Raw genomic sequence first — 24619 nt, 5'->3', positions numbered from 1 at the left:
CCCACCTGCTAGAGAAAGGCCTAGTCCGCATGATGTCGATTCTCGGAAAAGACGAATCTATCCGTTACGTCGCCCTGGGAGATTCCTTCAGCGAAGGGGTGGGGGACGACGCCCCCGACCGCCCCAACGGGGTGCGCGGCTGGACCGACAGGGTGGCCGAGCAGTTCATGCTGGCAGACCCCCAAGCCACCTACGCCAATCTGGCCATTCGCGGGCGCCTGCTCGTGCCCATCATCGAAGAGCAACTAGAACCTGCCCTGGAACTCAAACCCAACCTGGTTTCTCTCGTGGGCGGCGGCAACGACTCCCTCCGCCCGGGCTTTGACGTTGACGCCCTGATGGTGCGCTATGACGCGGCCTTTAAGACCCTGCGTGATGAGGGCATCGAAGTCTTTACCATGACCGGTTTTGACCCCGGCCCCAAGGGCTTCTTCAGCGGTAACCGTGCCCGGGTTGCCCTCTTCAACGAGCTGCTGCGCGAGGTGGCGGACGACCGCGGCATCACCATCGTGGACTACTGGCGTATGCACGAGCTTTTGGACCTGCGCTACTGGGCTCCTGACCGCCTGCACATGAACGCCGCTGGCCATACCCTGACCGCCCGCCGGGTGCTGGAAACCTTGAGCACTGAGAACATTCGTATCGGCGACCCCGTCATCCCCGCACCCCTGCACAAAACCCGGGTGCAAGAGGCCCTAGATAACGCTAAATGGGCCCGGGAATTTGTGGTCCCCTGGATCGGCCGCCGCCTGCGCGGCACCAGCTCCGGAGACAATATCAGCCCCAAGTACCCCACCTGGACCCGCTTTGATGTGCTGCCGGAAGAAGCTGACTCCGCCCTTTAACAGGTGGGTGCCGGGATTAAAAGACTTAAGCTGTTAACATCACACTTAAGATTACACGCGTGTAATTTACCCGGTTGGCAGGGGCGGACGCCGGTGCCCAGGTTTGCGTGGCAGGGGCGGAAAACCGCGGATTAAAGCCTGAGATGACTTGCGAAAAGTTAAAAGCCCGGTAGAATTGATAGAGGTTCAAACGCACCAATGAGTCTATGAAAAGCAGCTTGCGCACACCGGAGCAGGTAGCACCAGCACCGGCTGACGCAAGCTTTTTATTGGCCTCATAGGTTGCGTGGTATCCCGTAATTACCTAGACTTTAAGGCTGTTCGTAGTGGTGGCAACACCTCTCGTACACCTAAGCTTCACCGTTTTTCCCGCGGCGGGGATTCCCATCGGCCTCTCACCCGATGCGGAGTCTCAAACACTCTAGCCTTGGAGAATAACCCGGTGCTCTACCTATAGGTGACGGGACGCCCATTGCTGATCGCCAGAAAACTGGCGAACGCCAACTGCGTACCGTCATTTCGTCAACATTTGGAGGAGAAAACTATGGCAGCTGTCTGCCAGGTGACCGGAGCTGTTCCCGGCTTTGGACACAGCATTTCGCACTCGCATCGCCGCAACAAGCGTCGTTTCGATCCGAACGTACAGAAGAAGAAGTACTACGTACCCTCACTTCGTCGCAACGTAACCCTGAACGTCTCTGCAAAGGGCATCAAGGTTATCGACGCACGTGGTATCGACGCAGTAGTTGCTGACATCCTTGCACGCGGAGAGAAGATCTAAACATGGCATCAAAGGCTAAGGACGTACGTCCTATCATCAAACTTAAGTCCACTGCGGGCACCGGCTTCACTTACGTTACCCGTAAGAACCGCCGCAACAACCCCGATCGTATGGTTCTCAAGAAGTACGATCCCGTTGTCCGCAAGCACGTTGACTTCCGAGAGGAGCGCTAAACAATGGCGAAGAAGTCCAAGATTGCTCGCAACGAGCAGCGCAAGGTCATCGTTGCACGCTACGCTGAAAAGCGCCTGGAACTGAAAAAGACCCTGGTTGACGAAAACGCAACCCCCGAAGAGCGCGAAGCAGCCCGCGTAGGCCTGCAGAAGCTGCCCCGCAACGCTTCACCCGTTCGCGTTCGCAACCGCGACCAGATCGACGGCCGCCCCCGCGGTACCTTCCAGAAGTTTGGTATCTCCCGCGTGCGCTTCCGCGAGATGGCACACCGTGGCGAGCTGCCCGGTGTTACCAAGTCAAGCTGGTAATCTGTAGCTGATACGGTTAGCCTTGTGGACAGGGCTAACCCAGCCACTCACTTTTTGAAAGTCTCAGGAGGAGCATTCAATGGCTAAGAACCGTAGCGAACTCGTTGCAGAGGTTGCAGAGAAGGCCGGCACCAGCCAGGCAGCAGTGAACGGTGTGCTCGACGCACTGTTCCAGGTCTTCGAAGCATCTGTTGCACAGGGCGAGAAGATCACCATCCCCGGCTGGATGGCAATTGAGCGCACTGACCGTGCAGCTCGTACCGGTCGCAACCCGCAGACCGGCGAAACCATTCAGATTCCCGCAGGTCACGGTGTTAAGCTGACCGCAGGTTCAAAGCTGAAGGCAGCAGTCTCCACCAAGAAGTAAATTCTTGAACAGACTTTAAAAGGGTCACCCCGCTTATGGGGTGGCCCTTTTGCTATACCCGCAGGACCAAAGCAGCCCGGCTGTGAGATAATAGGCAGGCAAGATACAACCAGCACACACCTGCAGGGGAGGAACCATGCGCCGAGGGCACCAGGTAGCCCGCTCCTGGCTTATCGCCAGCAGCGCCACCGGCCTAGGCGCCACCTCCCACCTGCTAGCCGGTGGGCACCTGCCCCACCCGCTCGTCCTGGCCCTTGCAACATCCCTAGCAGCCCTGCTAACCCTCGGCGTGACGAGACTCAAACTACCCCGCACCAGCCTGGCCCTCGGCGTCCTGGCAGGTCAGGGTATTCTGCACGCCCTCTACAGCCACGGCCAGCCCCTAGCACCGGCTGCCGCCGGGCATCACCACCACGGCGTTGAGCTGCTCCCGGGAGCTGCGGGTCTTGAACCTCTGACCCACGCCGGGCCCGCTATGTGGGCCGGGCATACCCTGGCGGCAGCTATTACCTTTGCCCTGCTCGCCTACGGGGAGCATCTACTTCTAGCCCTCCGCGCCCTGCTGGGTTATGTGCGGGCCCGTCTAGAACCTGCGCGGGTGCGTCCGCTCCTAGAAGCCCCCGTCCTGGCGGTCGCCGCTACCGCCGCCCACCTGGTCAGCCTGCTCGCCAGAACCTGCCGCGCCCCCCGCGGCCCGCCCGTCCTTGCCTAACCCCGAAACACCATTCACTTTTCGACAAGCAAGGACACTCCTATGTTTAAGGCTCGTACAGCCTCACCCACAACCCGTACCCTGATGGCCACAGCGGCCCTCGCCGCAGCTAGCCTGCTCGGCATGAACCCGGCTACTGCCCACGATGAACTGGTCTCCACCAACCCCACTGACGGGGCAACCCTCACCGAAGCGCCCGCCAGCCTAGAACTCACCTATAGCGGCGACATCATGGACGTGGACGGGGCCAACCAGGTGCGCGTCACCAACGCCGCCGGTGAAAGCGTCACCGATGGAGACCCCGAAGTGGACGGCACCGTGGTCACCCAGGACCTGGCCACCGCAGCTGCCGATGACACCTACACCGTCACCTGGCGGGTTGTCTCATCAGACGGCCACCCCATCCAGGGAACCTTCACCTACACCGTAGGGCAGGGCGGCAGCGCAACGAGCGCTACTACCCAGGCTGCAACCACCGGAGCGGCTGAACCCTCAGCAGAAAACACCGGCACTAGCACCCCGGCAGCTAGTGACCCTGTAAGCCAGGCATCAGAGGGACTTTCAACCCCCCTCAAGGTTGTGCTGGCCCTTGTGGCAGTAGCAGCCCTGGGCTCAGCCCTCGTCGTCGTGCTGGCTAAGACCAAGCGCAAGTAAGCCGTCCACCCCTCGCATTCGAAGAAGAAGCACCATGTCATCACAGAAATTTTTACCTGCCCTCACCCTGCCCGCTATCGCCCTGCTGGTCCTGACCGGTTGCAGCAGCGCCGACACCTCAGCAACCAGCACCGCAAGCGCGAGCACCGGCGCTACCGCTAGCGCCTCCGCCAGCGAGGGCAGTGCCCCGCTGACCGTCGACGAAGCCTGGATCAAGGCCAACAGCGGCGATATGACCGCAGCCTTTGCCACCCTCACCAACACCGGGGACACCCCCATCACCATCGAGGGTGCCAGCAACACCTCCGCCAGCATGGTCGAGCTGCACACCACCGTCATCGACCCGACGAGTGGAACCAGCACCATGAAGGCCGTAGAAGGCGGCTTCACCATCGAACCCGGCGCAACCCTTGAACTAGCGCCCGGCGGGGACCACATCATGCTCATGGGCATGAACTGTGCCCTCGCCGCAGGTACCAGTGACATCATCACCCTGCAGACCTCAGCGGGCGAGGTCAGCTTTGAAGCTACCGTGCGCGACTACGCCGGAGCCCAGGAAGAATATGCCCCGGGCGAGCATACAAGCCCACCGGCCGATGCAGCAGCGAGCGAATCCACCGACCACTCCATGCACTCAGACCACGCCAGCGCCAGCGAATCAGCCGCCGCTGTGCTGCCCCAGTGCAACTAAGGCACCAGCTACCTCACCCACCCCTAGCTACCGGTAGGTAGCAAGCGGCCTGCGCCGCCGTCCGCCCCCTGTAAGAGGCGGACGACGGTGCAGGCCACCCAAGGAAGATATGACCAGCTCATTTGACGAAGACCTCACCCGGGCGCTGAGCGGTGCAGAGGAAGCCCCGCAGCAAGAAGAAAAAACGAACGGGAGCCAAAAGACTGCCCACCCCCGCGGGACCAACCGGCGCGTAGCTCTTGCCGGCGCCCTGGGCCTGGGCACCGGCGTCGCTGCTACCTTGGCAAGCCAATATGCCGCATCAGCTATAAACACCGAGAGTGAAGAGACACCTGCTGCCCCGCCTCTGCAAGAAGCCATCGTCCCCTTCTACGGCCCCCGCCAGGCGGGTATCGACACCCCCGCCCCTAGCTACGGCGTCTTTATAGCCCTGACCCTCAACACGGAACTCGATCGCGACGGCGTCCGCCGCCTGCTCACCGTGCTCACCGACGACGCCGCCCGCCTCACCGCAGGGCGGGCACCCATCACCGACCAAGAACCGGAACTCGCAACCGTACCGGCTAACCTCACCATCACCTTTGGTTTTGGCGAGCGTATCTTCGATATCGTAGCCCCCGAGAAGAAACCCTCCTGGCTGCGCCCCCTGCCCGCCTTCGAGCAGATTGACCAGCTCCAAGAGCAGTGGAACGACGGCGATATGCTCCTCCAAATCTGCTGCTCTGACCGTTTCACCCTGGCCCACGCCCAACGCGTCCTGCTCAAAGACACCCGCAGCTTCGCCTCGGTGCGCTGGGTGCAAGAAGGCTTCCGCCGCGCCTACGGCAGCGAACCGGACGGCATGACCATGCGCAACCTCTTCGGCCAGGTCGATGGGACCATCAACCCTTCCACCGGGGATGGAACCATGGAGTCCTACGTCTGGGGCAACCACGAGGAGCTTACCCCCTGGGAAGAGGGCGGTACCTCCCTGGTCATCCGCCGCATCCACATGAACCTCGATACCTGGGACCAGGCTGACCGCCCTGCCCGCGAGGACGCCGTAGGGCGCAACCTCACCAACGGAGCCCCCCTGACCGGCACCGAAGAACGCGATCCCGCAGACCTCTCCGCAACGAACGACCTGGGCTTTACCGTCATCGCCCCCTACGCCCACATCCGCCGGGCCGCCGCCCAAAACCGGGTGGAGCAGATTCTGCGCCGGGGCTACAACTATGACCTGCCGGTGCAGAACGCCTCGGGCTTCTCAGAACACCAGCAGGTCAGTGGGGGAGTGAGCTCTACCGGCCTGATTTTCTGCTCCTACCAGGCAGACCCCGTCAAGCAGTTCCTCCCCATCCAGCAGCGCCTGGCCGAGCTCGATATGCTCAACACCTGGACGGTACCCATCGGCTCAGCGGTCTTCGCCCTACCCGCCGGCGCTCGCGAAGGTGGCTTCGTGGGCGAGGGCCTCTTCAACTAAATCACCATCGACAGGAATCAAGGTATAGACATGGCAGCACACGAGATGGAGCGCGGGCTCAAGCCCAGCTGGATATGGGCCTTCCCCGCAGCCTCCCTTGTCGCTCTGGTTTTGAGCCTGCTGGTGACCGGCTCAAACGCCGGTACCGACCTAGCGGACGCCGGCGCCCTGGTGCGCTGGGGCCTGCCGGTAGCTGAGAGCCTGCAAAACTTCTCGATGGCAGCGACCATGGGCTCCCTTGTCTTTGCCTTAGGGATAGTGCCCCGCTTCCTCGATTCGGCGCGAGGTCGGGTCAATGTCAATATGGCTCACGCAACCGATGCGGCCCAGCGGCAGAAGAACCTGCACCGCACCGAACACCCGGCCTTCACTCGCACCCTGACACTGGCGTCCGCTGCCGCTATCACCTGGACTATCGCCGCCATCGCGGTGCTCATTTTCAGTTACGCCGATATCTCGGGCCGGTCGCCATCGGGCGGGGCCGACTACACCTCGGAACTCATCAGCTACATCACCACCATCGACTCGGGTAAGCAGGAGGCCACCAGCATCATCGTGGCTGCCACCGTGGCCACCCTGGTCTTTGCGGTGCGCTCACTCACCGGTCTGCTGCTGACCCTGGGCCTGTCGCTGGTCGGCATCGTGGCTATGGCCCTGGGCGGCCACTCATCGGGCGGTGATGACCACATGGGCGCGGTGAACTCCCTGGGCCTGCACCTGCTCGGTGTGGTGCTCTGGTGCGGTGGGCTCATGGTGCTGGCTTTTATCTCCCGCGACATTACCGGCGAGGACGCAGGCACCGGCACCCTGGCCGAAGAGCAACGGGGTGCGGCGTCGGCGTCCGCCCGTCGGGTGCCCCTGGCGGTAGCTGTGCTGCGCCGCTACTCGGTACTGGCGCTATTCGGTTTTGTGCTGGTGGTGCTCTCTGGTGTGGTTAACGCCCTGGTGCGCCTGAATACCCTGGGCGAGCTTTTTACAACCACCTACGGGGCACTGGTACTGGCCAAGCTCATGCTCACCCTGGTACTGGGGGCCTTCGGCGTGGTGCACCGCCTACGTCTGATACCCATGATGCAATCTGGGCTTACCAGCGCCGCCCGGGGCCTCTGGTACGCCATCGCCTGCGAGCTGGTGCTCATGGGCGCAACCAGCGGCCTAGCTGTTTCCCTCTCTCGCACCCCGCCGCCCGCACCCGAAACCCTGGATGCCGGTGCCGAGCCCGTCCGCATCATCACCCTCTACGACATGCCGCCAGAACCGCATGTTGCCGAGTGGTTTACCCAGTGGCGTTTTGACTGGTTCTGGGTGGCCTTCATCAGCTTCGCCGCCTTCGCCTACCTCTGGGCACTGATTAAGGTGCGGCGTGCAGGCGGCCACTGGCCCCTTGCCCGTGCCCTTTCCTGGTTCCTGGGCCTCTTCGTTCTGCTCTACATCACCTGCGGGGCTCTTGCCGTCTACTCCATGGTGCTTTTCTCGGTGCACATGGTGGAGCACATGCTCCTGACCATGGTCTGCCCCATCTTCCTGGTACTCGGTGCCCCCGTCACCCTGCTACTGCGAGCCCTTGAACCCCGCCAGGACGGCACCCGCGGGCCCCGCGAATGGATTCTGCGCCTGGTGCACTCGGGCTGGTCTAAGGTGATTACCCACCCCATCTTCGCAGCCGTCAACTTCGCCGGGTCGATTGTGATTGTCTACTTCACCCCCCTCTTCGGGGTGATGCTGCGCTACCACGTGGGCCATGAGTTCATGCTGATTCACTTTTTGATCACCGGCTACATCTTCAGCCTGGTACTCATCGGCATCGACCCCATTCCCAACCGCCCCACCTACCCCATGCGCCTCATCATGATTATCGCGACCCTGGGCTATCACGCCTTTGTGGGTATCTCGATTATGCAGATGGACACCCTGCTACAGGCCTCCTGGTTCGGCAACCTGGGCCGACCCTGGGGCCTACCTGCCATTGACGACCAGAAGCTAGGTGGCTCTCTCATGTGGGCAATCGGTGAGATACCGACCATGATTATTGCCGTTGCGGTGGCGGTGCAGTGGTCCATGAACGATAAGAAGGTGCAAAAGCGTATTGACCGCCAGGCCGACCGCGACGGGGACGCCGAACTCAACGCCTACAACGACATGTTCGCGCAGCTGGCTGAAAAGGACGCCCGCCGCTAGGGTGGACCAGGCTCAGAGGCTCATTAGGGCAGAGAAAAACCCGGGCAAGTAGCTCTTGCTCGGGTTTTTCTGCCTGTTTCCTCAGAGACGGTAAGTTAGGACGCCTGGCTCCAGGGCTGAACAGGAGTGGTGGCCTCCTGCGCCGGGGCTGCGAAACGGGTACCGCCAGAGGATTGCTGACTTCCTGGCTGGGGTACAGCGGGAAGTGAACCGCTGAGCGGGCTGACCTGCTCTAGTCGGGCGGAAATCTGAGAGATTTTCTCGAATAGGTTCGATGACGAGGGAGCTGCAGTGTGCTGGGTCATCAGAAGCCTCCAAACATCGTAAAGGTGGTTTCAGAAGGGTGCTAAGCAGAGCTGGGAAATCTCTGCCCGCCCCCGGGGGGTCTCTTTAATATAACCACCCCTAGACAGGCTTATTCTTTCTTTTACCTGGGAAAACCCTTGAAGAATGACCACTTGGGGGACAAGTTGCTGAGGGGGCTGCCCCTAGATTGGCCAGAAGCGGGGCTGTGTGGCCCCGATCTGTCCCCCAAATATCTTCAGCTATGTGATGAAACAGTTGTGCTATGACGGTGGGTGAAGGCTCCCAGTGTGGCCAGCACGGCCGCGACTGCGACCGATATCAGTACCTCTGCGCGGTGGGCTTCGGTGAAACCCATATAGATGAGCAGGGCTAGCAGGCCCACAATCAGTAGGTAATTAACGACGACAGTGCCCTGCCCCCCGTCTAACCTGCGGCTTCGCAAGTGGGAGACAGCTACAATCAGCCAGACAAAAATACCTACCCCACCGGTGGAATTAACCAGCAACGAGAAAACCTGTTCGGGCATGAAGTAATTGAGAGCTACCGACACCAGGCCGATGAGGGAAGAGAGCACAATAGCGTTGCGGGGAGCCCGAGACGTAGAAACCCGAGAGAAGGAGCGGGGGGCGTCCCCCTGTTCTGCCAGGGCAAAGACCATGCGCGAGGCAGCATAAAGACTAGCGTTCAAGCACGATAGCAGGGCCGTAAGCACCACAATATTCATGGCCAACCCGGCATAGGGAATACCCAGGGCCTCAAACATAGTCACAAAGGGAGAAGAACCCGCCGTCACCATCGTCCAAGGAATCACCAGTAGAGTCACCGCAATAGACCCCACATAGAAGAAAAGCACCCGGAAAATCACCGACCGCACCGCCTTAGCCACAGCAACCGCAGGGTTACTAGACTCACCGGCTGCCACCGTGGCAATCTCAGCCCCAAACATCGAAAAAATCACCGCCAACAGGGCGGTAAAAATTGCACCCACACCGTTAGCAAAGAAGCCGCCCCCCGCCGTGTAGTTAGCAAAGGACGCCGTGGAGTTAGGGATCAGCCCCAGAACAGCCAGCAGACCCACCACAATAATCACGGCAATTGCCCCAATCTTGATGGAGGAAAACCAGAACTCCGCTTCACCGTAAGAGCGCACCGACAGCAGGTTCAAACCCATAAAAGCCAGAACCAGCACCAGGGCCACCAGCCACTGCGGAGCCGCCGGCCACCAGCCACTCACAATAGTGGCCGCAGCCGTAGCCTCAATCGCCACCGTCACCGACCAAAACCACCAGTACAACCAGCCCACCGAGAACCCAGCCCACCGGCCAATATAGCGACGGGCATAGACAGAAAAAGACCCCGTCTCAGGAGTCCGGGCAGCCATCTCACCCAGCATCCGCATCACCAGCACCAACACCGTGCCAGCCAGCAGATAGGTCACAATAACGGCAGGGCCCGCCGTCACAATAGCCGTCGACGAAGCCACCAACAGGCCAGCACCAATCGCCCCGCCCATAGCAATCATCGACAGATGCCGCGGCTGCAAAGACCGGGCCAAACGGGTATCAGATACCGGCTGCTTTATCTCGCGTGTAAGCGTCACACATACCTTCTTGAGCTACAGCGCACCCACATGTGCGCACCTGCTTTAACCACCGGCGTCCGCAAAAACTTCCCGCCCGCGCACCCGGTGGCAGCTGCAGATAATCCTAACCGTTACGCAAGTGTTACGCACAGTTGAGTTCTATGACGCCGCCACCTACACACAGCGCAACAAATGCTCCCGCACCCAGCAGCCCACTAGGCTGGTGAGTAACTAACCCTGCGCTCAAGCGCGCACCATAGAAGGAGAACCATGGCAGAAAATGCAGCCGCACGCCAGACCAAAGTCCGCGCCTCAGAACTCGTCGGCCGAGGCTGGCTCAACACCGGCGACAAACAGCTTTCCCTCGAAAACCTGCGCGGAAAAATCGTCATCCTCGACTTCTGGACCTTCTGCTGCATGAACTGCCTGCACGTACTCGACGAACTGCGCCCCCTCGAAGAAGAATTCGCAGACGTCCTCGTTACCGTCGGCGTGCACTCACCCAAGTTCGAACACGAAGCCGACCCGGTGGCGCTCGCCGCCGCCGTCGACCGCTACGACATCACCCACCCCGTGCTCGACGACCCCAACCTGGACACCTGGAACGCCTACACCGCCCGTGCCTGGCCCACCCTGGTCGTCGTTGACCCCGAAGGCTACATCGTCGCCCACCTCTCCGGTGAGGGCCACGTTAAGGGCCTCACCTCCCTGGTGCGCGAACTCGTTGAAGAGCACGAAGCCAAGGGTACCCTGCACCGCGGCGACGGCCCCTACGTGCCCCGCCCCAAGCCCCAGGGCACCTTCGCCTTCCCCGGCAAGGCCCTTGCCCTACCCGAAGACCTGGCCGGCCGCACCGGCACCTACCTGGTCACCGACACCGCCCGCCACCGCCTAGTGCAGGTCGAGGGTGACCTTGAAACCCCCCTAGCCAGCTTCGGCGGCCCCGAGAAGGGCTACGCGGACGGCGACGCCACCACCGCCCGCTTCAACGAACCCCAGGGCCTGGCCCTGGTCCCTGCCGAACTGCGCGAGACCCTGGGTGCGGACGTCCTCATCGCCGACTCCGTCAACCACCGGGTACGCGGCCTTCGCCTAGCTGACGGAACCGTCACCACCCTGGCAGGCTCCGGCGCCCAGCGCCTGATTGACGGCGACACCGCTCGCACCGACCCCAACGTCATTGCAGAGGGCGCTGACCCCCTCACCGTCGCCCTGTCATCCCCCTGGGACCTGGTCTACTCCCGCGAGGCGTCCGCCTTCCTGATCGCCATGGCAGGCACCCACCAGATCTTCAGCTTCGACCCTGCCACAGGCCAGCTGGCTGTTTTCGCGGGTACCGGCGCAGAAGGGCTTAAGGACGGGGCAGCCTCCGACTCCTGGTTCGCCCAGTCCTCCGGCATCATCGAAGCCCGCGACGGCTCCATCTGGGTCGCTGACTCCGAAACCTCCGCCCTGCGCCACATCACCTTTGAGAAGGGAGCAGCCACCGTTAGCTCCGCCGTTGGCATCGGCCTCTTCGACTTCGGCTTTGTAGACGGCACCCGTGAGGACGCCCGCATGCAGCACTGCCTGGGACTCACCGAACTGCCCGACGGCTCCATCGCCATTGCCGACACCTACAACGGCGCTATCCGCCGGTTCGACCCGGCCACCGGAACCCTGGGCACCCTGGACCGTGGCTTTGCCGAGCCGTCTGACCTGCTGGTCGAAGAGACCGAGGACGGCGGCGCCCGCCTCATCGTCGTGGAAGCCAACGCCCACCAGCTGGTGCGCGCGGCTATTCCCGAGGCCATGCAACACGTGGACGAAGGAGCCTCCCAGGTCACCCGTAAATCCACCCAGCTGACCGGCGGAACCCTGGACTTCACCGCCCGCTTCACAGCTCCCACCGGCCAGAAGCTCGATACCCGCTGGGGCGACCCCACCCAGCTTAAGATTTCATCCACCCCCGAGAACTTCATTCTCGAAGGTGCCGGCACCTCCCAGGGCCTGACCCGCCACCTGGTACTCAACCCCGACATCACCGAGGCCGTCCTGCACATCACCGCCCGTGCCGCTGCCTGCGACGGTGAGCCCGGCGGGGAAATCCCCGACCACGCTGCCTGCCACCTCTACCAGCAGGACTGGGGCCTGCCCGTCATCGTCACCGGTGACGATGCAGACGAGGCCCACCTGGTGCTTGACCTGCGCGGGGTGAACTAGACACAGAAGGGACGATTAGCCAGCGGGGGTAAAGGTGAGAGTTTCCCCGCTGGCAGAGAGCGAACCAGCCAGGGTAAAAGGAACTGTCTCGGTGACCTGCTGGGTCTTGCCCGTATAGAGGTCAAGCTCGGTAAAGGAAATCTCTGCCTCACCGCTGCTCTTGCCCAGGGCCCACTTGCCCCCGGCCAAAGTCACCTCTGGCTGGGGGTACTTCGTGACAAGCCAGGTCACATCGCCGTCCACTCGACCTGAAAAGTCGTACTCAAAGGGACAGCCGGTGGGGTAGAGGGAGCTCTGCGCGGCACAGGTATCAAGATAGGTCTTAATCTGCTGCTGAACCGAGGTCACCGCAGTTTCAGAAGGGGTGAGTTCTACAGCAAGGGTGGACGGGTCACTACTGGGAGCCGTCACATCCACCGTCTGCGACCCAGCGGTATACAGCGCTGACTCATAGGTGACCGTATAAGAGCCGGGGTAGAGCACCGCAAACTTACGGGTTCCTCCCTCAACCGCCACCTTAGTGTTATTGAGGGTAGCTGCCTCTACCGAATTCGAGGTAATTTCCACGGTCGGCAGTTCACCGGCGTCAATCTGCCACTGGTCAAAGACTCCCCAGTGGGAGCCCACCTTATGCAGATAGAAGTCCGTGCTACCAGCCTGCCCATCGAGGGTGTAGGTAACGGTCACGGTGGCCTGCTCCCCGCCGTCCGTCACGGTGACAGTTTCGGTCGAAAGATCTTTGAGACCGGCAAAGGAGGCCTGCAGCGCATCCCCATCGAGCATAGCGGCGCTGGCATCGGGAACCTGGGCACCCAAGATGCCCAGGGCTTTAGAACCATCCCCCTCCCGCACCGCAGCGAAGTAGGCCCGTACCTGCCCCTGCGGCCCGTAGACCAGACGGTTAATGAGGGCTAAAGAAGCAAGAGCGATAAAAAGCGCGGCAAGGACGCCCAACAACCACCAGGCTAAAACACGGTCTACTGAAGATCTAAAATGCACCCTTTAAATGTAGCTCACACGCGCTTACGCCCCGTTTGGGCGGTACTGCCGATAGAGTAGAGCCATGGCAGAACACGCTCACCAGGTACCCGATAAGTACGGGGCCGTCACGAAGATTTTTCACCCCCGTATCAACTCCTACCACCGCCGCCTCATCGCGGGCGTGCCCGCGGGTGTGTTGGCTTTAGCCTGCATCTGGTTCATGGTGGCCAAGCGCCCCACCCCGGTTTTTATGGTGCTTCTGGGCCTGATTACCCTGGGTGCCCTCTTTGCTATCTATTCCACCCTGCGCCCCCAAATCGTGGTTAAAACCGAAACCCACGTACTGAGCGGGCGTCTGTTCGGATGGCAGGCTGCCGAGCTCAGCTCGATTTCCCAGACCGTCTTTGCCGAGCGCCTCACTCCCCGCCAGGCAGCCGGCAAGGAGCTAACCGGCATGGCAGCTTTGCGCTACAAGGGGGTGCCCGCCCTCTGGGCCGTGAACGCCAAGGGCAAGCGTGTTTTCCGCCTTGACGGGCGTATCTGGGACGCCAAAACCCTGCGCTCCATCGCCACCGCAATTGCCCCCCAGACCACCGTCTACCAGGTTATCAACGTGACCCAGATGAACAAGCAGCACCCCGGCCTGGTGACCTTCAACGAGCTGCACCCCGGCTGGAAGTCCACCACCGTGGGCGTCATCTCCCTGCTCTTCCTGCTGGCCCTGGCTGTTGCCGCAGTGCTCCCAGAAGAGACCCTGCAGCAGTTCAATATCCTGTAGCCAGGCGCTCACAGGCTAAAGAAAGGCCCGGGGTTCCCCTGATATCAGGGGAACCCCGGGCCTTGGCCTATCTGCTGGGAACAGGCCCTAGAAACTACTGGCGGTCATCCGCGACGATTTCGTAGTCTGAGGTGAGCTGGCTGTCGTCCTCATCAGCATCTGCCTCTACATGGTTCTCGTAGTCAGCGTTAATCTCAGCAATGATGTCTTCGACGAAGCTCATGACCCTGCCACCACCGAAGACCGGCCCGCCTGCCAGAAGGCCGTCCGCACCGAGCGCGACAGCGCCAGGGGTACCCTTGCCAAAGAGGCTCTGAGTCTTAAAGCCGGGGTCAACGAAGACCTGGATATCGCCGGTGAAACTGAAACGGTCGATATCGGAGTCGTTAGAGACTACCGGGTGGATACCCAACATGGGCAGCTGCTGCTGCCACTCATCGATTTTGTCGATAACTTCGTGGCAGTGCCCGCAACCGGGGGAGACGAAGAAAAGCACACGGGCCTGCTGCAGGGCCAGGTCACGCAGGCTGGTTTGTTCGCCTGAACCGGCAGGCAGGGAGCGGTCCTCGTGGGGGTAGTAGAGGGGTGCGAAGGGGACAGGGGTACGGACGTACTCGCCCTCCTCATCCACGGGCGATTCAAGGGCCGGTGCGGGCTTCTCTTCCTCGGCAGCAGGAACCAGCTCAGAGCGGTAAATCGCCCAGAGGGTCAGCGAGGCCAGGCCGGCACCAATCACCCAGAGCCAACCGTTGGCGTCGAGGGCCAGGAGCATGGTCAGGGCTGAACCGCCGGTGGCCAGGGCCCCGATGAGGGCGCCGCAGGCAGCCAACAGGAGGGCCGTGTTACGAACCAGGGTGTAGACCGAGACGGGGGCGGTAGAAGCCGACCCGAAACAGTTACAGCTGGCGGTATTACCCTGAACCACAGCCCGTGCGATAACGGCCCAGTAACCAATAAAGAGCAGCAGGGCTGCTATAGCCGCAAGAATCTGGATAATGCCGGGGGCAAAGAAAAGGACGGCCGCCAGGGCCAGCTCTGCCCAGGGCAAGACCCTGGCAATCGGCTTAACCGGCAGCCACTGATCTAGCTTGAGATTGACGATAGCGGTAACCGTGCTGGAAGGCTCTTTAGCCTTGGCGTAACCGCTCACAGCCAGCGTCACAATAATGGTGAGCGTGCATAGCACTAGGGGAGTCATAGTCTGCTTTCATGCGAGTGAGGGAAGATTCTTTGATTTTAAGAGTACGTCTCTTTCTCACAGAATAGAGGGTGGACTACGCCACGCTGTATATAGGGCATCAGCCTGGTGCTGTTGAAGTGCGGTATTTTTGAAGTGTGCTATTTTCTGATCAGGATATCCGCAAAGAAATTGATGCCGGGCGAATTGCCCTAGAGCCCTACGACCCGTCAATGATTCAGCCCGCCTCGGTTGACGTGCGCATTGACCGCTTTTTCAGGCTCTTCGACAACCACAAGTACCCCTACATCGACCCCTCCCAGGCCCAGGAAGACCTCACCCGCCTGGTAGAGGTGGCACCCGATGAGCCCTTCATCCTGCACCCTGGCGAATTCGTGCTGGGTGCAACCTACGAGAAGGTGACCCTGCCCGATAATATTGCTGCCCGACTTGAGGGCAAGTCCTCCCTGGGGCGTCTGGGCCTGCTCACCCACTCCACCGCCGGTTTTATCGACCCCGGCTTCTCGGGCCATGTGACCCTGGAGCTGTCGAATATGGCGACCCTGCCGATTATGCTCTGGCCGGGCTCTAAGGTCGGCCAGCTTTGCTTCTTCCAGCTCACCAGCGCAACCGAGCACCCCTACGGGTCAGGAGCCTACGGCAACCGCTACCAGGGCCAGCGCGGCCCCACCGCCTCGCGCAGCTACCTGAACTTCCATAAGACCCTCATCCCTACCGATACCCCGACCAGCTAAAGGAGCCCCCTCATGCGCGGCCTGTTGCTTCACCCCGCAGACGTTCCGGTGCTGGTGGTCTTTGAGGACGCGTCGGACCGGCTCTGGGAGGACTCCTTACGTGCCTGGGGGTCCCTTGCACCGCAGATTATTGACCCCGTCGCGGATGCCGATGCGGAGGACGTCCGTCTGGTCGTGCTGAGCCAGCGTCCTTCCACTGAGGTTCTAGAAGCCTACCCGCAGGCTCTTGAGCTGACTTCCATTGACAGTTCAGACGAAGCGCTTGCCGCAGAGCGTCTGACGGTACATGTGACGATGCACCTGCTCAAGGCTCATGCAGGTAGTAAACATCTGCTGCATGCAGCTGTGCTAGGAGACGCTGAGAGTGGGCAAGCCGTGGGGCTGGTAGCTGCTTCTGGCACCGGCAAGACCACCGCAGCCAGCGTCCTGGGTGCTTCCCTTGCTTATCTCAGCGATGAGACAGCCGTGATCAACATCGATGATCTGAGCATTATGCCCTACCCCAAGCCCCTCTCGGTGATAGAGACGGCACATGCTCCGAAGGTGCAGTATGACCCGGCTCAACGGGGTCTCAAGGTCGCTGCGCCCGGTAGCACCTATACTCTCTCGCACCTGGTGATTCTTGACCGGGATAAGACCGGGAAGGCGCCGGTGAGTTGGGAACGCCTTCCGCTAGATGATGCCCTTTTTGCGATTATCTTACAGTCGTCCGGGGTGCAGCAGATGCCGCAAGGGTTGGGGGAGCTGGCCCGTCTCATCAACCGCGTGGGTGGAGCTATCAAACTGACCTACAGCGAGATTACTGAGACGCTCCCTTTCTTCCGAGACCTACTTGCGGGGCAGCTGGATATCCCGCCGCTTACCCCAGATTTCGAGTACCTGTGTACTCCTGAACCTGTCACTGATGGGCTAAGTAGCGAAAATCTTTATCAGCGGGTAGCTGGCACCGAGGGCCTGGCGGTGGAGGATAGCTTCTTGCTCACCACATCAGGTAGGCTCTCACGTATCTCTATCATCGGTTGGGATATTTGGTCTTTCTTAGAGACCCCCCAGCGTGCAGACGATATTTACGAGGCCATGATTGAGCTCTACGGGGACATCGCCCGCCTTGACTTTGACACGGCCCTGCGGGGCATGGTCGACGGGCAGATGCTCAAAGTTATCCGCCAACCTGATGCCCCTGAGGACGCCCCGCTCCCCGATACCCGAACCTAGGCCGGTCAGGGCTTACTTCCCTGCGGCCACCTGCGGGTCCTTAATGGGAATCATCAGGAGCAGGCCGGCCAGGAGCACGATGATGATGCCGACGATGCCCCAAATCTGGCTGCCCATGAGGGTGACGAAGATGCCGAAGAGGGCGGGGGCCAGGAAGCTGGCTGCACGGCCGGTGGTGGAGTAGAGCCCGTAGATTTCACCTTCCTGGCCTTCCTCGACCAGGCGACCCAGATAGGATCGAGCCGCTGACTGGGCCGGGCCGACAAAGGCGCACAGGGCGAGGCCGCAGACCCAGAACATGGTGGTGGACGGCCAGACCAGCAGGGGGACGGCTACTGCGATGAGGGCTACCAGCGAGAAGATAATGACGCGTTTGGGGCCAAAACGGTCGTCGAAGAAACCGCCCAGCATGGCCCCTGCCCCTGCCACGATGTTGCCGAAGATGGCAAAGATAATCACCTGGTTGGTGCTAAAGCCGAAGGAACCCGCCGCGAGGATGCCGCCGAAGGTAAAGATACCGTTGAGGCCGTCGCGGAAAACAGCGGACGACACCAGGAAGTAGAGGGTCGTGGGGGCCTGCCGGTAGAGCCTGACGACGGTGGCAAAAAGCTGTTTGTAGGAGGCGAGAACGCCGGTACGGGGGGCGTCCGGACGCACCGCCTGCGGCAGGGAGCGCACCTTGAGAATCAGGGGCAGGGAGAACACTAGAGCCCAGGCCGCCGAGAAGAGGGCCACGGCGCGGACGTTGAGGGCGCCGTCCTCCGTAATACCTATCAGACCGGGGGAGATGAACCCCACGAGCACAAGGAGCAGGGCTATAATGCCGCCAAAGTAGCCAGCTGCCCAGCCGGTTCCGCTCATTTTGCCGATGGTATCTCGGGTAGAGATAGTGGGCAGGATAGCGTTGTAGTTGACCACGGCGAACTCATTGACCAGGTTGCCCAGGGCCAGCAGGGCCACACCCCAGATAAGGTAGTCGGGGGAGGGGGCTACGAAGAAGCACAGGGCCATCAGAAGCACCAGGAGCAGGCTGTTGACGGTCAGCCAGAGGCCGCGGCGGCCGGTCACATCGGCCCGCTGGCCCGAGAGCGGGGCAAGTAGAGCGATGAAGAAACCTGCGATGGTGAGACCGGCGGAGAGGACGGCCGAGGTGTGCTCGGTGCTGCCAAAGCTGGAGCTGGTGAGGTAGACCGTGAAGACGAAGGTCGTCATGATCGCGTTGAAGCTGGCGTTGCCCACGTCCCAGAGGGTCCAGGCTAGGAAAGTGGAGCGGGAGGCCGGGGCGGTGGTGCCGGGGCTACCGGGTGCTGGTGTGGTCATGGCTATATGCTATCGGCCCGACCCCCGCTTTGGGCCCGTGAAACGGTTAAGTCAGGGTAAAAGTAAAGGCTGGTCCCCTTCAGTGAAGAAGGGAACCAGCCTTGGGTGAAGGTCTGTCAGCTAGGTTTAGACCTCAGCCTGGGAGCCGGAGCCAGCCTTTGCCTCAATCTTGTGCTGGGCGCGGGTGATGCTGACCTTGATGATGGTGCCGACCAGGCCGGTAATCAAAGACCAGAGGATGATGTCGCGCCAGCGCTCATCGTCATCGGGGTTGTTTGCGGGGGGTTCGTTGCCGGTGATCTTGGTCCAGGTGGCGCTCAGAATCTTGTTGGAGAGGGCCACGCCGCCGAGTGAAGCGGCGGTTCCTGCGATCTTGATGAGGGGGTTCATGAGGTTCCCTTTCGGTAGCTGGTGGATGCTCTAGAGAGAGCTGCTGGCACTAACACTATCAGTACTGTGTAAATGTGGGCAGTTGGCAGCTGCGTCTGTCATAAAACTTTGTATCTTTTCTTTGCTTCTCTGACCTGCCTATACTACAAAGGCGTTCAGAAGGAACGTCCGCCCACGGCGGAAACGACAGGGGAGCGCCCGCACGGGGCGCTGAGAGTGCACACGCAGACCCTCGAACCTGATCCGGTTAGTACCGGCGCTAGGGAGTCGAAAAGAGCGGCAGGTCTTTGCCTGCCGGTGCATGCCCCCTTTGCTGTATCACACCAAAGGAAGGCTTTATGTCTAAGAAAGCTGCGCTGACATGGCGCGTTAACGATATTGTTGTTGCTTCTGTGCTGGCGGTTGCCTGCGCCGTTCTGTTCTGGGCCTGGAACAATGGTGGCTACAACATGGCTCAAACTGCCCTGGCCCTAGCCCCCGAGTACGCTTCCCTGGTGGGCGGCACCTGGCTGATTGCGGGCGTCCTGGGTGGCTACATCATCCGCAAGCCCGGCGCTGCCCTCTATACCGAGCTTCTGGCTGCGGTGATCTCTATGCTGCTGGGCAGTAGCTACTCTGTGGCCATCATTCTTTCCGGCATTATTCAGGGCTTGGGCACCGAGTTGGTTTTCCTGCTCTTTGCCTACCGGGTCTGGAACCTGGGCACTGCCCTGCTGGCCGGTGCTTCTGCCGGGGCTTTCATGAGCATCTCTGAGCTTTTCATCTACTATGCGGGCGTTTTTGAGGGCTCCAAGGCTGTCACCTACGCGGTGTGCGGCATTATCTCAGGTACCCTGCTCGCTGGTCTGGTCTCCTGGCTGCTCACCCGCGCCCTGGTAACGACCGGTGTGCTGGACTCCCTGGCGGCAGGCCGCAATCGTAGTCGCCGTCGTGCCGCTTCACCCAGCCCCCGGGCTTAGGGCGGGAGCGGACGCGTGCAGGTAGAGCAGGGGGCCCGTTTTGTGGCCCGTGGATTCGGCTGGCATCACCCCGGGCGGGCCGACCCCGCTTTTTCGGGGCTGGACTTCGAGATCCCCCCGGGGCAGAAGGTGCTCCTGGTGGGCCCATCAGGTGCCGGTAAATCCACTCTCCTGCACGCTATGGCTGGCCTGCTAGTTGATGAGGACGGCGAGACCCAGCTAGGTGAGCTGACCGTTAACGGGCAGGCGCCCACCGAGGTTCGCGGGGTCTGTGGGCTTATGCAGCAGGACCCCGAAAGCTCGGTGGTGCTAGCTCGCGTGGGTGACGATGTTGCTTTCGGCCCCGAAAACCTGGGCGTGCCCCGGGAGGAGATTTGGGGGCGCGTGCAGTGGGCCCTCGACGCTGTGGGGCTAGGAAACCTGCCCCTTGACCGCTCTACGTCCGCTTTGTCTGGTGGCCAGAAACAGCGACTGGGCCTGGCCGGAATTTTGGCCATGCACCCTGGCGCCCTGCTGCTCGATGAACCCACCGCCAACCTCGATCCTGCCGGCGTGCTGGAGGTGCGCGACGCCGTCCTTGCTGCCGCCGCAGCATCGGGGGCAACCCTGCTGGTGATTGAACACCGAGTGGGAATCTGGGCTGAACACGTAGACCGCATCCTGGTCCTGGACGCCAAGGGCGGAATCAGCCATGATGGGCCCCCTCAGCAGGTGCTTGACCAAGCCCGCGAGCAGCTCATTGCCGGTGGGGTCTGGGTGCCCGGCTACCTGCCCCACCCGCCTCGTCAGGAGCAGGGAGCGGACGCCAGCCCCGGCTCCGGGGGCGCTCGCAAGAGCTTGCTCCTTGAGGCCCGTGACCTCAGCATTACTCGCCAGTTGCCAACCCGCCGTCAGCGGAAGGAGCGCTCCCGCGCTATCGCCGCGGGGCAGGTGCCCGCCCTTAACCTGCCGGTCGTTGCCCAGGGAATCAACCTGACCCTAGCGGCCGGGGAGCATCTGGCCCTGCTCGGGCCCAACGGGGCCGGTAAATCGACCCTGGCCCTGACCCTGGCTGGCCTGCTCTACCCCGCAGGCGGGCAGGTTCTGGCCCATGAGGCTTTGACCGGTTCCCTGTCAGAGCGTCACCGGGTGAGCGACCCTGCGAGCTGGCCGGCTGCTGAACTGGCTGACCGTATCGGCCTGGTCTTTCAAGAGCCGGAACAGCAGTTTCTGGCCCCCACGGTGCGTGCTGAGCTGGAGTTTGGCCCCAGGCACCTGGCCCGCGTCCGCAGAGAAAATCTTGATGAAGCCCAGCTGGCGGCCCGCACCGATCAGCTGCTTGCCCGACTGCGTCTGACCCACCTGGCCGATGCCAACCCCTTCACCCTCTCAGGCGGCGAGAAACGGCGCTTATCGGTGGCTACCGCTCTTGCTACTGAACCTGCCGTGCTGGTGCTCGATGAACCTACCTTCGGGCAGGACGCCACCACCTGGGCTGAGCTGGTCACCCTCATTAGGGAATTGCTCGACCGCGGGCTCACCGTTATTTCGGTAACCCACGACATTGACTATGTCGCTGCCCTGGGCGGTAGGCGTCTGACTCTGCAGAAAGCGGAACCCACTCATGGCTCTTGATCTTTTTGCCCTTGGCCCGGCCCATCGTAGCCGCGCCGGACAACTCAACGCCGGTACCAAGCTCCTGGCTACCTTTCTGCTGTCGATCGGCTTGCTCCTGATTAAAGACTGGGGCACCTCACTGGCCATCTTGGCACTTGAACTGGTCCTGCTCAAAGCCTGGGGTGTGCAGCCGTTCGCCCTGCTGGCCCGTTTCTGGCCCCTGCTGATTGGCACCCTGCTCACCGGCTGGTCCACCTCGCTGATCGCCGATAAAACGGGGGAGACGGTACTCCAGATGGGGTTCATCTGGATTACCACCGACTCCCTTGCCATGGGGATCTCCCTGATGGTTCGTGGCCTGGCCCTAATCTTGCCCAGCCTCCTGCTCATCACCACCACCGACCCCACCCACCTGGGCGACTCCCTAGCGCAGACGGCTAAACTACCGGCCCGCTTCGTCCTGGCCGCCCTGGCCGCCCTGCGCCTGCTAGGGCTCATGTTCAGTGAATGGCACACCCTGAGGCAGGCACGGCGGGCCCGCGGGCTAGGGGCAAGCGACTCCCTGCTCCGCCGCGTCCGCACCCTGGCCGGGCAGACCTTCGCCCTGCTGGTGCAGGCTATCCGACGGGGCACCCGCCTGGCTGTCACCATGGAAGCTCGCGGTTTCGGTGCCGGGCCCCGCACCTGGGCCCGCGTTCCCGTCTACAGCAGGGACGATTCAACCTTCCTGCTGTGCTGTCTGGGAACGCTCATCATCGGCTACGTGACATCGGGCCTTGCTGGCACCCTCACCTGGGTGTGGCAGTAAAAATATGACCTAAAAAGTCCAAAAATCTTTGAGAAAGCCCCACCGCCCGCGTTAGAGTGAAAGCGTGTACCCGGTCACCAGGCCCCACGCTGGATGACCTCGGGCCAACGACTCCGAGCCTCCGACCAGAGGGCTCGAAGAACGCTCGCATCGTACGCGGTGCTCGCATCAGGTGCTCCCGCCCCGCAGCCCCTAACGCCAGGTTGCCGCGGGAGCATCAGCGTTAAGGGTTAGGCTTGGAAGTATGACTACAACCGTTGTGATGCTAACCAAAGAAAACCCCGCCGGTGAGCTGGCTGACGCCACCGCCCCCCTCATCAACATCGAAGACCAGGGGCTGACCCGTGGCGACGGCGTCTTTGAAACCATGCTGGCCGCTAACCGCCGCGTCCGTAAATTTGAAGCCCACCTGACTCGCCTGGCCGGTTCCGCCCGCCTACTCGACCTGCCCCTGCCCGCTGAAGATAACCTGCGGGCTGCCGTGCAGCTAGCCGTCGACGCCGCTGCCCAGGGGCCCCAGACCGTGCTGGGTGAAGAGCACACCGTCAAAATCATCATCTCTCGCGGTACCGTTGAAGCCGGCCCCCACGCCTGGGTGACCGTGGCCCCGTCCTCACCCACGATTCTGCGTCAGCGCGAGCAGGGGGTGCGAGCTATGCTCCTGCCGCGCGGCCACGACCCGGCCGAAGACTCTGCCTATCCCTGGCTCCTGGCCGGAGCCAAGACCCTCTCCTACGCCATCAACATGTCGGTACTGCGCTATGTGGGCAAACACGGTGCGGACGACGCCATCTGGGTGACCGACGACCGCCGCATTCTTGAGGGGGCAACCTCCTCGGTGATCGTTGCCAAGACCGAGGGGCAGAAGAAGGTGCTCTACACTCCCGAACCGGCCCACGGTATTCTGCCCGGCACAACCCAGGGCGCTATCTTTGCGGGTGCTCGCGCCGCCGGGTGGGAGCTCGGCTACGGGCCCCTCTACCCCCAGGACCTGCTGGAGGCGGACGCCGTGTGGCTGGCGTCCTCGGTGCGTCTACTGGCGCCGGTTACCCACCTTAACGGAACCCCCGTGGCCACCGATAAGGAACTGACCGAAGAACTGCTGGGCTATCTGGCGCGCGGTTAACGGTGGGGTAGATACTCGCTAGGGCTTGGGTCGGTCGGTCGCGTAGTCGCTCTCGGCTCGCGGGGTAGTGGCCAGGCTCAGAGCGCTGAGGGCCGCAAACCCCACCATCGCGCAGGCCATGGGCAGGTAGGCGCTGCTACCGCCCAGGGCAACCAGGGGAGAAGCTAGGCCTCCCATCAGAGCCTGTACGGTGCCGAGCAGGGCGCTCGCGGAGCCCGCAATATGGCGGGCTTCGCCGAGCGCCAGGGCTGAGGCGTTACCAAAGACCATGCCGACCGAGGCTGTGAAGGCAAACAGCAGAACCATGGTGGGGACAAGCGAGGGGGTGCCCAGTAGGAAGTAGCCCAGCAGGAGCAGGCTGACGGTCAGCAGGGAGCTGGTGCCAACGACGAGGAGCTTGCGCAGGGCAATCTTGCCTACCAGGGAGGTCATCACGGTGGAGGCAAGGACGATGGCCAGGGAATTCAGGCCAAAGACGTATGTGAAGTGGGTTTCGCTCAGACCCATGACGTTTTGCAGCAGGTAGGGCGAGCCGGAGATATAGCTAAAGAGGGCACCGAAGGCCAGCACCATGGTCAGCATGAACCCCCGGTAGCGGCGGATTCGGGCCACCTCAATAATGCCGGCATAGGCTGAGAGCAGGGAGCCGGTGCGGCGCTTGTCTGCCGGTAGGGACTCCTTGATGAAAAAGAGAACCAGCACCAGGGAAATAGCGATAATGACGCTAATAACCTTGAAAATATCGCGCCAGGTACCGTGAGCCAGCACGAAGCCGCCGATGAGCGGGGCGGCGACCGGGGCGATACCGTTGATCATCATCATGATGCCCATCAGGCGGGCGGTCTGCAGACCGCTGGTGGAATCGGCCACGATAGCGCGGGCTAGCACCATGCCGATGGAGCCGGTAAAGCCCATCACGAAACGGGCCGCGATGAAGAGTTCAACGGTAGGGGCGAAAACGCAGACCAGGGCCGAGAGGGCACAGAGGGTTACACCGATAAGCAGGGGCAGACGGCGCCCGGTCTTGTCTGAAAGCGGCCCCACGATAAACTGCCCGGTGCCCATGCCCACCATGAAGGCGGTCAGGGTGAGCTGGGCGTAAGCGGTGGTGGTACCCAGATCAACCGCGATAGCCGGGAGTGCTGCCAGGTACATATCAATGGCGAGCGGGCCCACAGCCGTGAGCGACGCCAGGGTAATAATTGCAATCGGTGGTAGGCCCCGATCGGGTGCGGCGGCTGAGGTCATCGGT

General features: G+C 61.9%; 25 protein-coding genes and 1 riboswitch. Of the genes, 18 read left to right on the top strand and 7 right to left on the bottom strand.

The window, feature by feature from the left end; translation table 11 throughout:
• The first annotated feature begins 29 nt into the window (after positions 1-29).
• From L7A20_RS03500 to L7A20_RS03455, 10 genes are all read left to right on the top strand, one after another.
• Positions 30-845, top strand: a complete 816-nt coding sequence (locus L7A20_RS03500) for an SGNH/GDSL hydrolase family protein (RefSeq protein WP_237207506.1) — start codon at positions 30-32, stop codon at positions 843-845.
• Between the two features lie 544 nt (positions 846-1389).
• Positions 1390-1626, top strand: coding sequence for a 50S ribosomal protein L28 (gene rpmB / locus L7A20_RS03495; protein ID WP_083090534.1), 237 nt, complete (start codon positions 1390-1392; stop codon positions 1624-1626).
• Positions 1627-1628: 2 nt separating this feature from the next.
• Positions 1629-1799: a 50S ribosomal protein L33 gene (rpmG, locus tag L7A20_RS03490; protein ID WP_185173514.1), complete on the top strand. Its 171-nt coding sequence runs from the start codon at positions 1629-1631 to the stop codon at positions 1797-1799.
• A gap of 3 nt (positions 1800-1802) precedes the next feature.
• Positions 1803-2108, top strand: a complete 306-nt coding sequence (gene rpsN, locus L7A20_RS03485) for a 30S ribosomal protein S14 (protein WP_237187198.1) — start codon at positions 1803-1805, stop codon at positions 2106-2108.
• Positions 2109-2187: 79 nt separating this feature from the next.
• Entirely contained in the window at positions 2188-2475 is a 288-nt protein-coding gene (locus tag L7A20_RS03480) for an HU family DNA-binding protein (protein ID WP_237197087.1), read from the top strand.
• 136 nt (positions 2476-2611) lie between these two features.
• Positions 2612-3187 (top strand): hypothetical protein, encoded by a 576-nt coding sequence (locus L7A20_RS03475; protein ID WP_237197085.1) that lies wholly within the window; start codon positions 2612-2614, stop codon positions 3185-3187.
• A gap of 42 nt (positions 3188-3229) precedes the next feature.
• Entirely contained in the window at positions 3230-3841 is a 612-nt protein-coding gene (locus L7A20_RS03470; RefSeq protein WP_237197083.1) for a copper resistance CopC family protein, read from the top strand.
• A gap of 34 nt (positions 3842-3875) precedes the next feature.
• Positions 3876-4532 carry a copper chaperone PCu(A)C gene (locus L7A20_RS03465; protein ID WP_237222418.1) on the top strand — a complete coding sequence of 219 codons (657 nt, stop codon included), beginning with the start codon at positions 3876-3878 and terminating at the stop codon, positions 4530-4532.
• A 109-nt stretch (positions 4533-4641) separates the two neighbouring features.
• Positions 4642-5994 (top strand): Dyp-type peroxidase, encoded by a 1353-nt coding sequence (locus tag L7A20_RS03460; protein ID WP_237222417.1) that lies wholly within the window; start codon positions 4642-4644, stop codon positions 5992-5994.
• A gap of 30 nt (positions 5995-6024) precedes the next feature.
• Complete coding sequence (locus L7A20_RS03455) at positions 6025-8172, top strand: cytochrome c oxidase assembly protein (protein WP_237222416.1); 2148 nt, start codon at positions 6025-6027, stop codon at positions 8170-8172.
• Between the two features lie 95 nt (positions 8173-8267).
• On the opposite strand, the gene L7A20_RS03450 is transcribed toward L7A20_RS03455, so the two are convergent.
• Positions 8268-8477: a hypothetical protein gene (locus L7A20_RS03450; RefSeq protein WP_237207512.1), complete on the bottom strand. Its 210-nt coding sequence runs from the start codon at positions 8475-8477 to the stop codon at positions 8268-8270.
• 236 nt (positions 8478-8713) lie between these two features.
• Positions 8714-10078, bottom strand: coding sequence for an amino acid permease (locus L7A20_RS03445; RefSeq protein WP_237222415.1), 1365 nt, complete (start codon positions 10076-10078; stop codon positions 8714-8716).
• 252 nt (positions 10079-10330) lie between these two features.
• Between L7A20_RS03445 and L7A20_RS03440 the strand changes: the two genes are divergently transcribed.
• Complete coding sequence (locus L7A20_RS03440) at positions 10331-12262, top strand: NHL domain-containing thioredoxin family protein (RefSeq protein ID WP_237222414.1); 1932 nt, start codon at positions 10331-10333, stop codon at positions 12260-12262.
• Between the two features lie 15 nt (positions 12263-12277).
• Here the strand turns inward: L7A20_RS03440 and L7A20_RS03435 are convergent, their stop codons facing one another.
• Positions 12278-13216, bottom strand: coding sequence for a hypothetical protein (locus L7A20_RS03435; protein ID WP_237222413.1), 939 nt, complete (start codon positions 13214-13216; stop codon positions 12278-12280).
• A gap of 109 nt (positions 13217-13325) precedes the next feature.
• On the opposite strand from L7A20_RS03435, the gene L7A20_RS03430 reads away from it, so the two are divergent.
• On the top strand, positions 13326-14021 hold the full coding sequence (locus L7A20_RS03430) for a hypothetical protein (RefSeq protein WP_237187188.1): 696 nt from the start codon (positions 13326-13328) through the stop codon (positions 14019-14021).
• 94 nt (positions 14022-14115) lie between these two features.
• Here L7A20_RS03430 and L7A20_RS03425 read toward each other — a convergent pair whose 3' ends face one another.
• Positions 14116-15219, bottom strand: coding sequence for a MauE/DoxX family redox-associated membrane protein (locus L7A20_RS03425; RefSeq protein ID WP_237222412.1), 1104 nt, complete (start codon positions 15217-15219; stop codon positions 14116-14118).
• Between the two features lie 137 nt (positions 15220-15356).
• On the opposite strand from L7A20_RS03425, the gene dcd reads away from it, so the two are divergent.
• Both dcd and L7A20_RS03415 read left to right on the top strand, forming a co-directional pair.
• Complete coding sequence (dcd, locus tag L7A20_RS03420) at positions 15357-15953, top strand: dCTP deaminase (protein WP_135011219.1); 597 nt, start codon at positions 15357-15359, stop codon at positions 15951-15953.
• 12 nt (positions 15954-15965) lie between these two features.
• Positions 15966-17168 carry a hypothetical protein gene (locus L7A20_RS03415; RefSeq protein WP_237222411.1) on the top strand — a complete coding sequence of 401 codons (1203 nt, stop codon included), beginning with the start codon at positions 15966-15968 and terminating at the stop codon, positions 17166-17168.
• Between the two features lie 12 nt (positions 17169-17180).
• Here the strand turns inward: L7A20_RS03415 and L7A20_RS03410 are convergent, their stop codons facing one another.
• Together L7A20_RS03410 and L7A20_RS03405 are read right to left on the bottom strand one after the other, a co-directional pair.
• Positions 17181-18488: an MFS transporter gene (locus L7A20_RS03410; protein WP_237222410.1), complete on the bottom strand. Its 1308-nt coding sequence runs from the start codon at positions 18486-18488 to the stop codon at positions 17181-17183.
• Positions 18489-18614: 126 nt separating this feature from the next.
• Complete coding sequence (locus L7A20_RS03405) at positions 18615-18878, bottom strand: DUF4235 domain-containing protein (RefSeq protein WP_237222409.1); 264 nt, start codon at positions 18876-18878, stop codon at positions 18615-18617.
• Positions 18879-19056: 178 nt separating this feature from the next.
• A riboswitch (TPP riboswitch) is annotated at positions 19057-19161 on the top strand.
• Positions 19162-19216: 55 nt separating this feature from the next.
• Between L7A20_RS03405 and L7A20_RS03400 the strand changes: the two genes are divergently transcribed.
• The 4 genes from L7A20_RS03400 (at position 19217) to L7A20_RS03385 (ending at position 23367) form a co-directional block, all read left to right on the top strand.
• Complete coding sequence (locus L7A20_RS03400) at positions 19217-19837, top strand: ECF transporter S component (RefSeq protein ID WP_237205708.1); 621 nt, start codon at positions 19217-19219, stop codon at positions 19835-19837.
• 15 nt (positions 19838-19852) lie between these two features.
• On the top strand, positions 19853-21451 hold the full coding sequence (locus tag L7A20_RS03395) for an ABC transporter ATP-binding protein (RefSeq protein WP_237222408.1): 1599 nt from the start codon (positions 19853-19855) through the stop codon (positions 21449-21451).
• A complete protein-coding gene (locus L7A20_RS03390; protein ID WP_237222407.1) occupies positions 21441-22241 on the top strand; it encodes an energy-coupling factor transporter transmembrane component T family protein in 801 nt (266 codons plus the stop codon). Before L7A20_RS03395 ends, L7A20_RS03390 begins: the two co-directional genes overlap by 11 nt.
• A 244-nt stretch (positions 22242-22485) precedes the next feature.
• Positions 22486-23367, top strand: coding sequence for an aminotransferase class IV (locus L7A20_RS03385; RefSeq protein WP_237222406.1), 882 nt, complete (start codon positions 22486-22488; stop codon positions 23365-23367).
• Between the two features lie 18 nt (positions 23368-23385).
• Here L7A20_RS03385 and L7A20_RS03380 read toward each other — a convergent pair whose 3' ends face one another.
• Positions 23386-24615 carry a multidrug effflux MFS transporter gene (locus L7A20_RS03380; protein ID WP_237222405.1) on the bottom strand — a complete coding sequence of 410 codons (1230 nt, stop codon included), beginning with the start codon at positions 24613-24615 and terminating at the stop codon, positions 23386-23388.
• Positions 24616-24619 lie beyond the last annotated feature (4 nt).

This window comes from Rothia nasimurium (assembly GCF_928381415.1).
GTDB lineage: Bacteria > Actinomycetota > Actinomycetes > Actinomycetales > Micrococcaceae > Rothia > Rothia nasimurium_H.
Note: the sequence above shows the minus strand (reverse complement) of the source record. Positions and strands in the feature narration are given on the sequence as shown.

Coding starts and splice junctions, on each gene's coding strand:
- L7A20_RS03500 (WP_237207506.1), top strand. CDS start 30: ATGATGTCGATTCTCGGAAAAGACGAATCTATCCGTTACGTCGCCCTG.
- rpmB (WP_083090534.1), top strand. CDS start 1,390: ATGGCAGCTGTCTGCCAGGTGACCGGAGCTGTTCCCGGCTTTGGACAC.
- rpmG (WP_185173514.1), top strand. CDS start 1,629: ATGGCATCAAAGGCTAAGGACGTACGTCCTATCATCAAACTTAAGTCC.
- rpsN (WP_237187198.1), top strand. CDS start 1,803: ATGGCGAAGAAGTCCAAGATTGCTCGCAACGAGCAGCGCAAGGTCATC.
- L7A20_RS03480 (WP_237197087.1), top strand. CDS start 2,188: ATGGCTAAGAACCGTAGCGAACTCGTTGCAGAGGTTGCAGAGAAGGCC.
- L7A20_RS03475 (WP_237197085.1), top strand. CDS start 2,612: ATGCGCCGAGGGCACCAGGTAGCCCGCTCCTGGCTTATCGCCAGCAGC.
- L7A20_RS03470 (WP_237197083.1), top strand. CDS start 3,230: ATGTTTAAGGCTCGTACAGCCTCACCCACAACCCGTACCCTGATGGCC.
- L7A20_RS03465 (WP_237222418.1), top strand. CDS start 3,876: ATGTCATCACAGAAATTTTTACCTGCCCTCACCCTGCCCGCTATCGCC.
- L7A20_RS03460 (WP_237222417.1), top strand. CDS start 4,642: ATGACCAGCTCATTTGACGAAGACCTCACCCGGGCGCTGAGCGGTGCA.
- L7A20_RS03455 (WP_237222416.1), top strand. CDS start 6,025: ATGGCAGCACACGAGATGGAGCGCGGGCTCAAGCCCAGCTGGATATGG.
- L7A20_RS03450 (WP_237207512.1), bottom strand. CDS start 8,477: ATGACCCAGCACACTGCAGCTCCCTCGTCATCGAACCTATTCGAGAAA.
- L7A20_RS03440 (WP_237222414.1), top strand. CDS start 10,331: ATGGCAGAAAATGCAGCCGCACGCCAGACCAAAGTCCGCGCCTCAGAA.
- L7A20_RS03430 (WP_237187188.1), top strand. CDS start 13,326: ATGGCAGAACACGCTCACCAGGTACCCGATAAGTACGGGGCCGTCACG.
- L7A20_RS03425 (WP_237222412.1), bottom strand. CDS start 15,219: ATGACTCCCCTAGTGCTATGCACGCTCACCATTATTGTGACGCTGGCT.
- L7A20_RS03415 (WP_237222411.1), top strand. CDS start 15,966: ATGCGCGGCCTGTTGCTTCACCCCGCAGACGTTCCGGTGCTGGTGGTC.
- L7A20_RS03410 (WP_237222410.1), bottom strand. CDS start 18,488: ATGACCACACCAGCACCCGGTAGCCCCGGCACCACCGCCCCGGCCTCC.
- L7A20_RS03405 (WP_237222409.1), bottom strand. CDS start 18,878: ATGAACCCCCTCATCAAGATCGCAGGAACCGCCGCTTCACTCGGCGGC.
- L7A20_RS03400 (WP_237205708.1), top strand. CDS start 19,217: ATGTCTAAGAAAGCTGCGCTGACATGGCGCGTTAACGATATTGTTGTT.
- L7A20_RS03390 (WP_237222407.1), top strand. CDS start 21,441: ATGGCTCTTGATCTTTTTGCCCTTGGCCCGGCCCATCGTAGCCGCGCC.
- L7A20_RS03385 (WP_237222406.1), top strand. CDS start 22,486: ATGACTACAACCGTTGTGATGCTAACCAAAGAAAACCCCGCCGGTGAG.
- L7A20_RS03380 (WP_237222405.1), bottom strand. CDS start 24,615: ATGACCTCAGCCGCCGCACCCGATCGGGGCCTACCACCGATTGCAATT.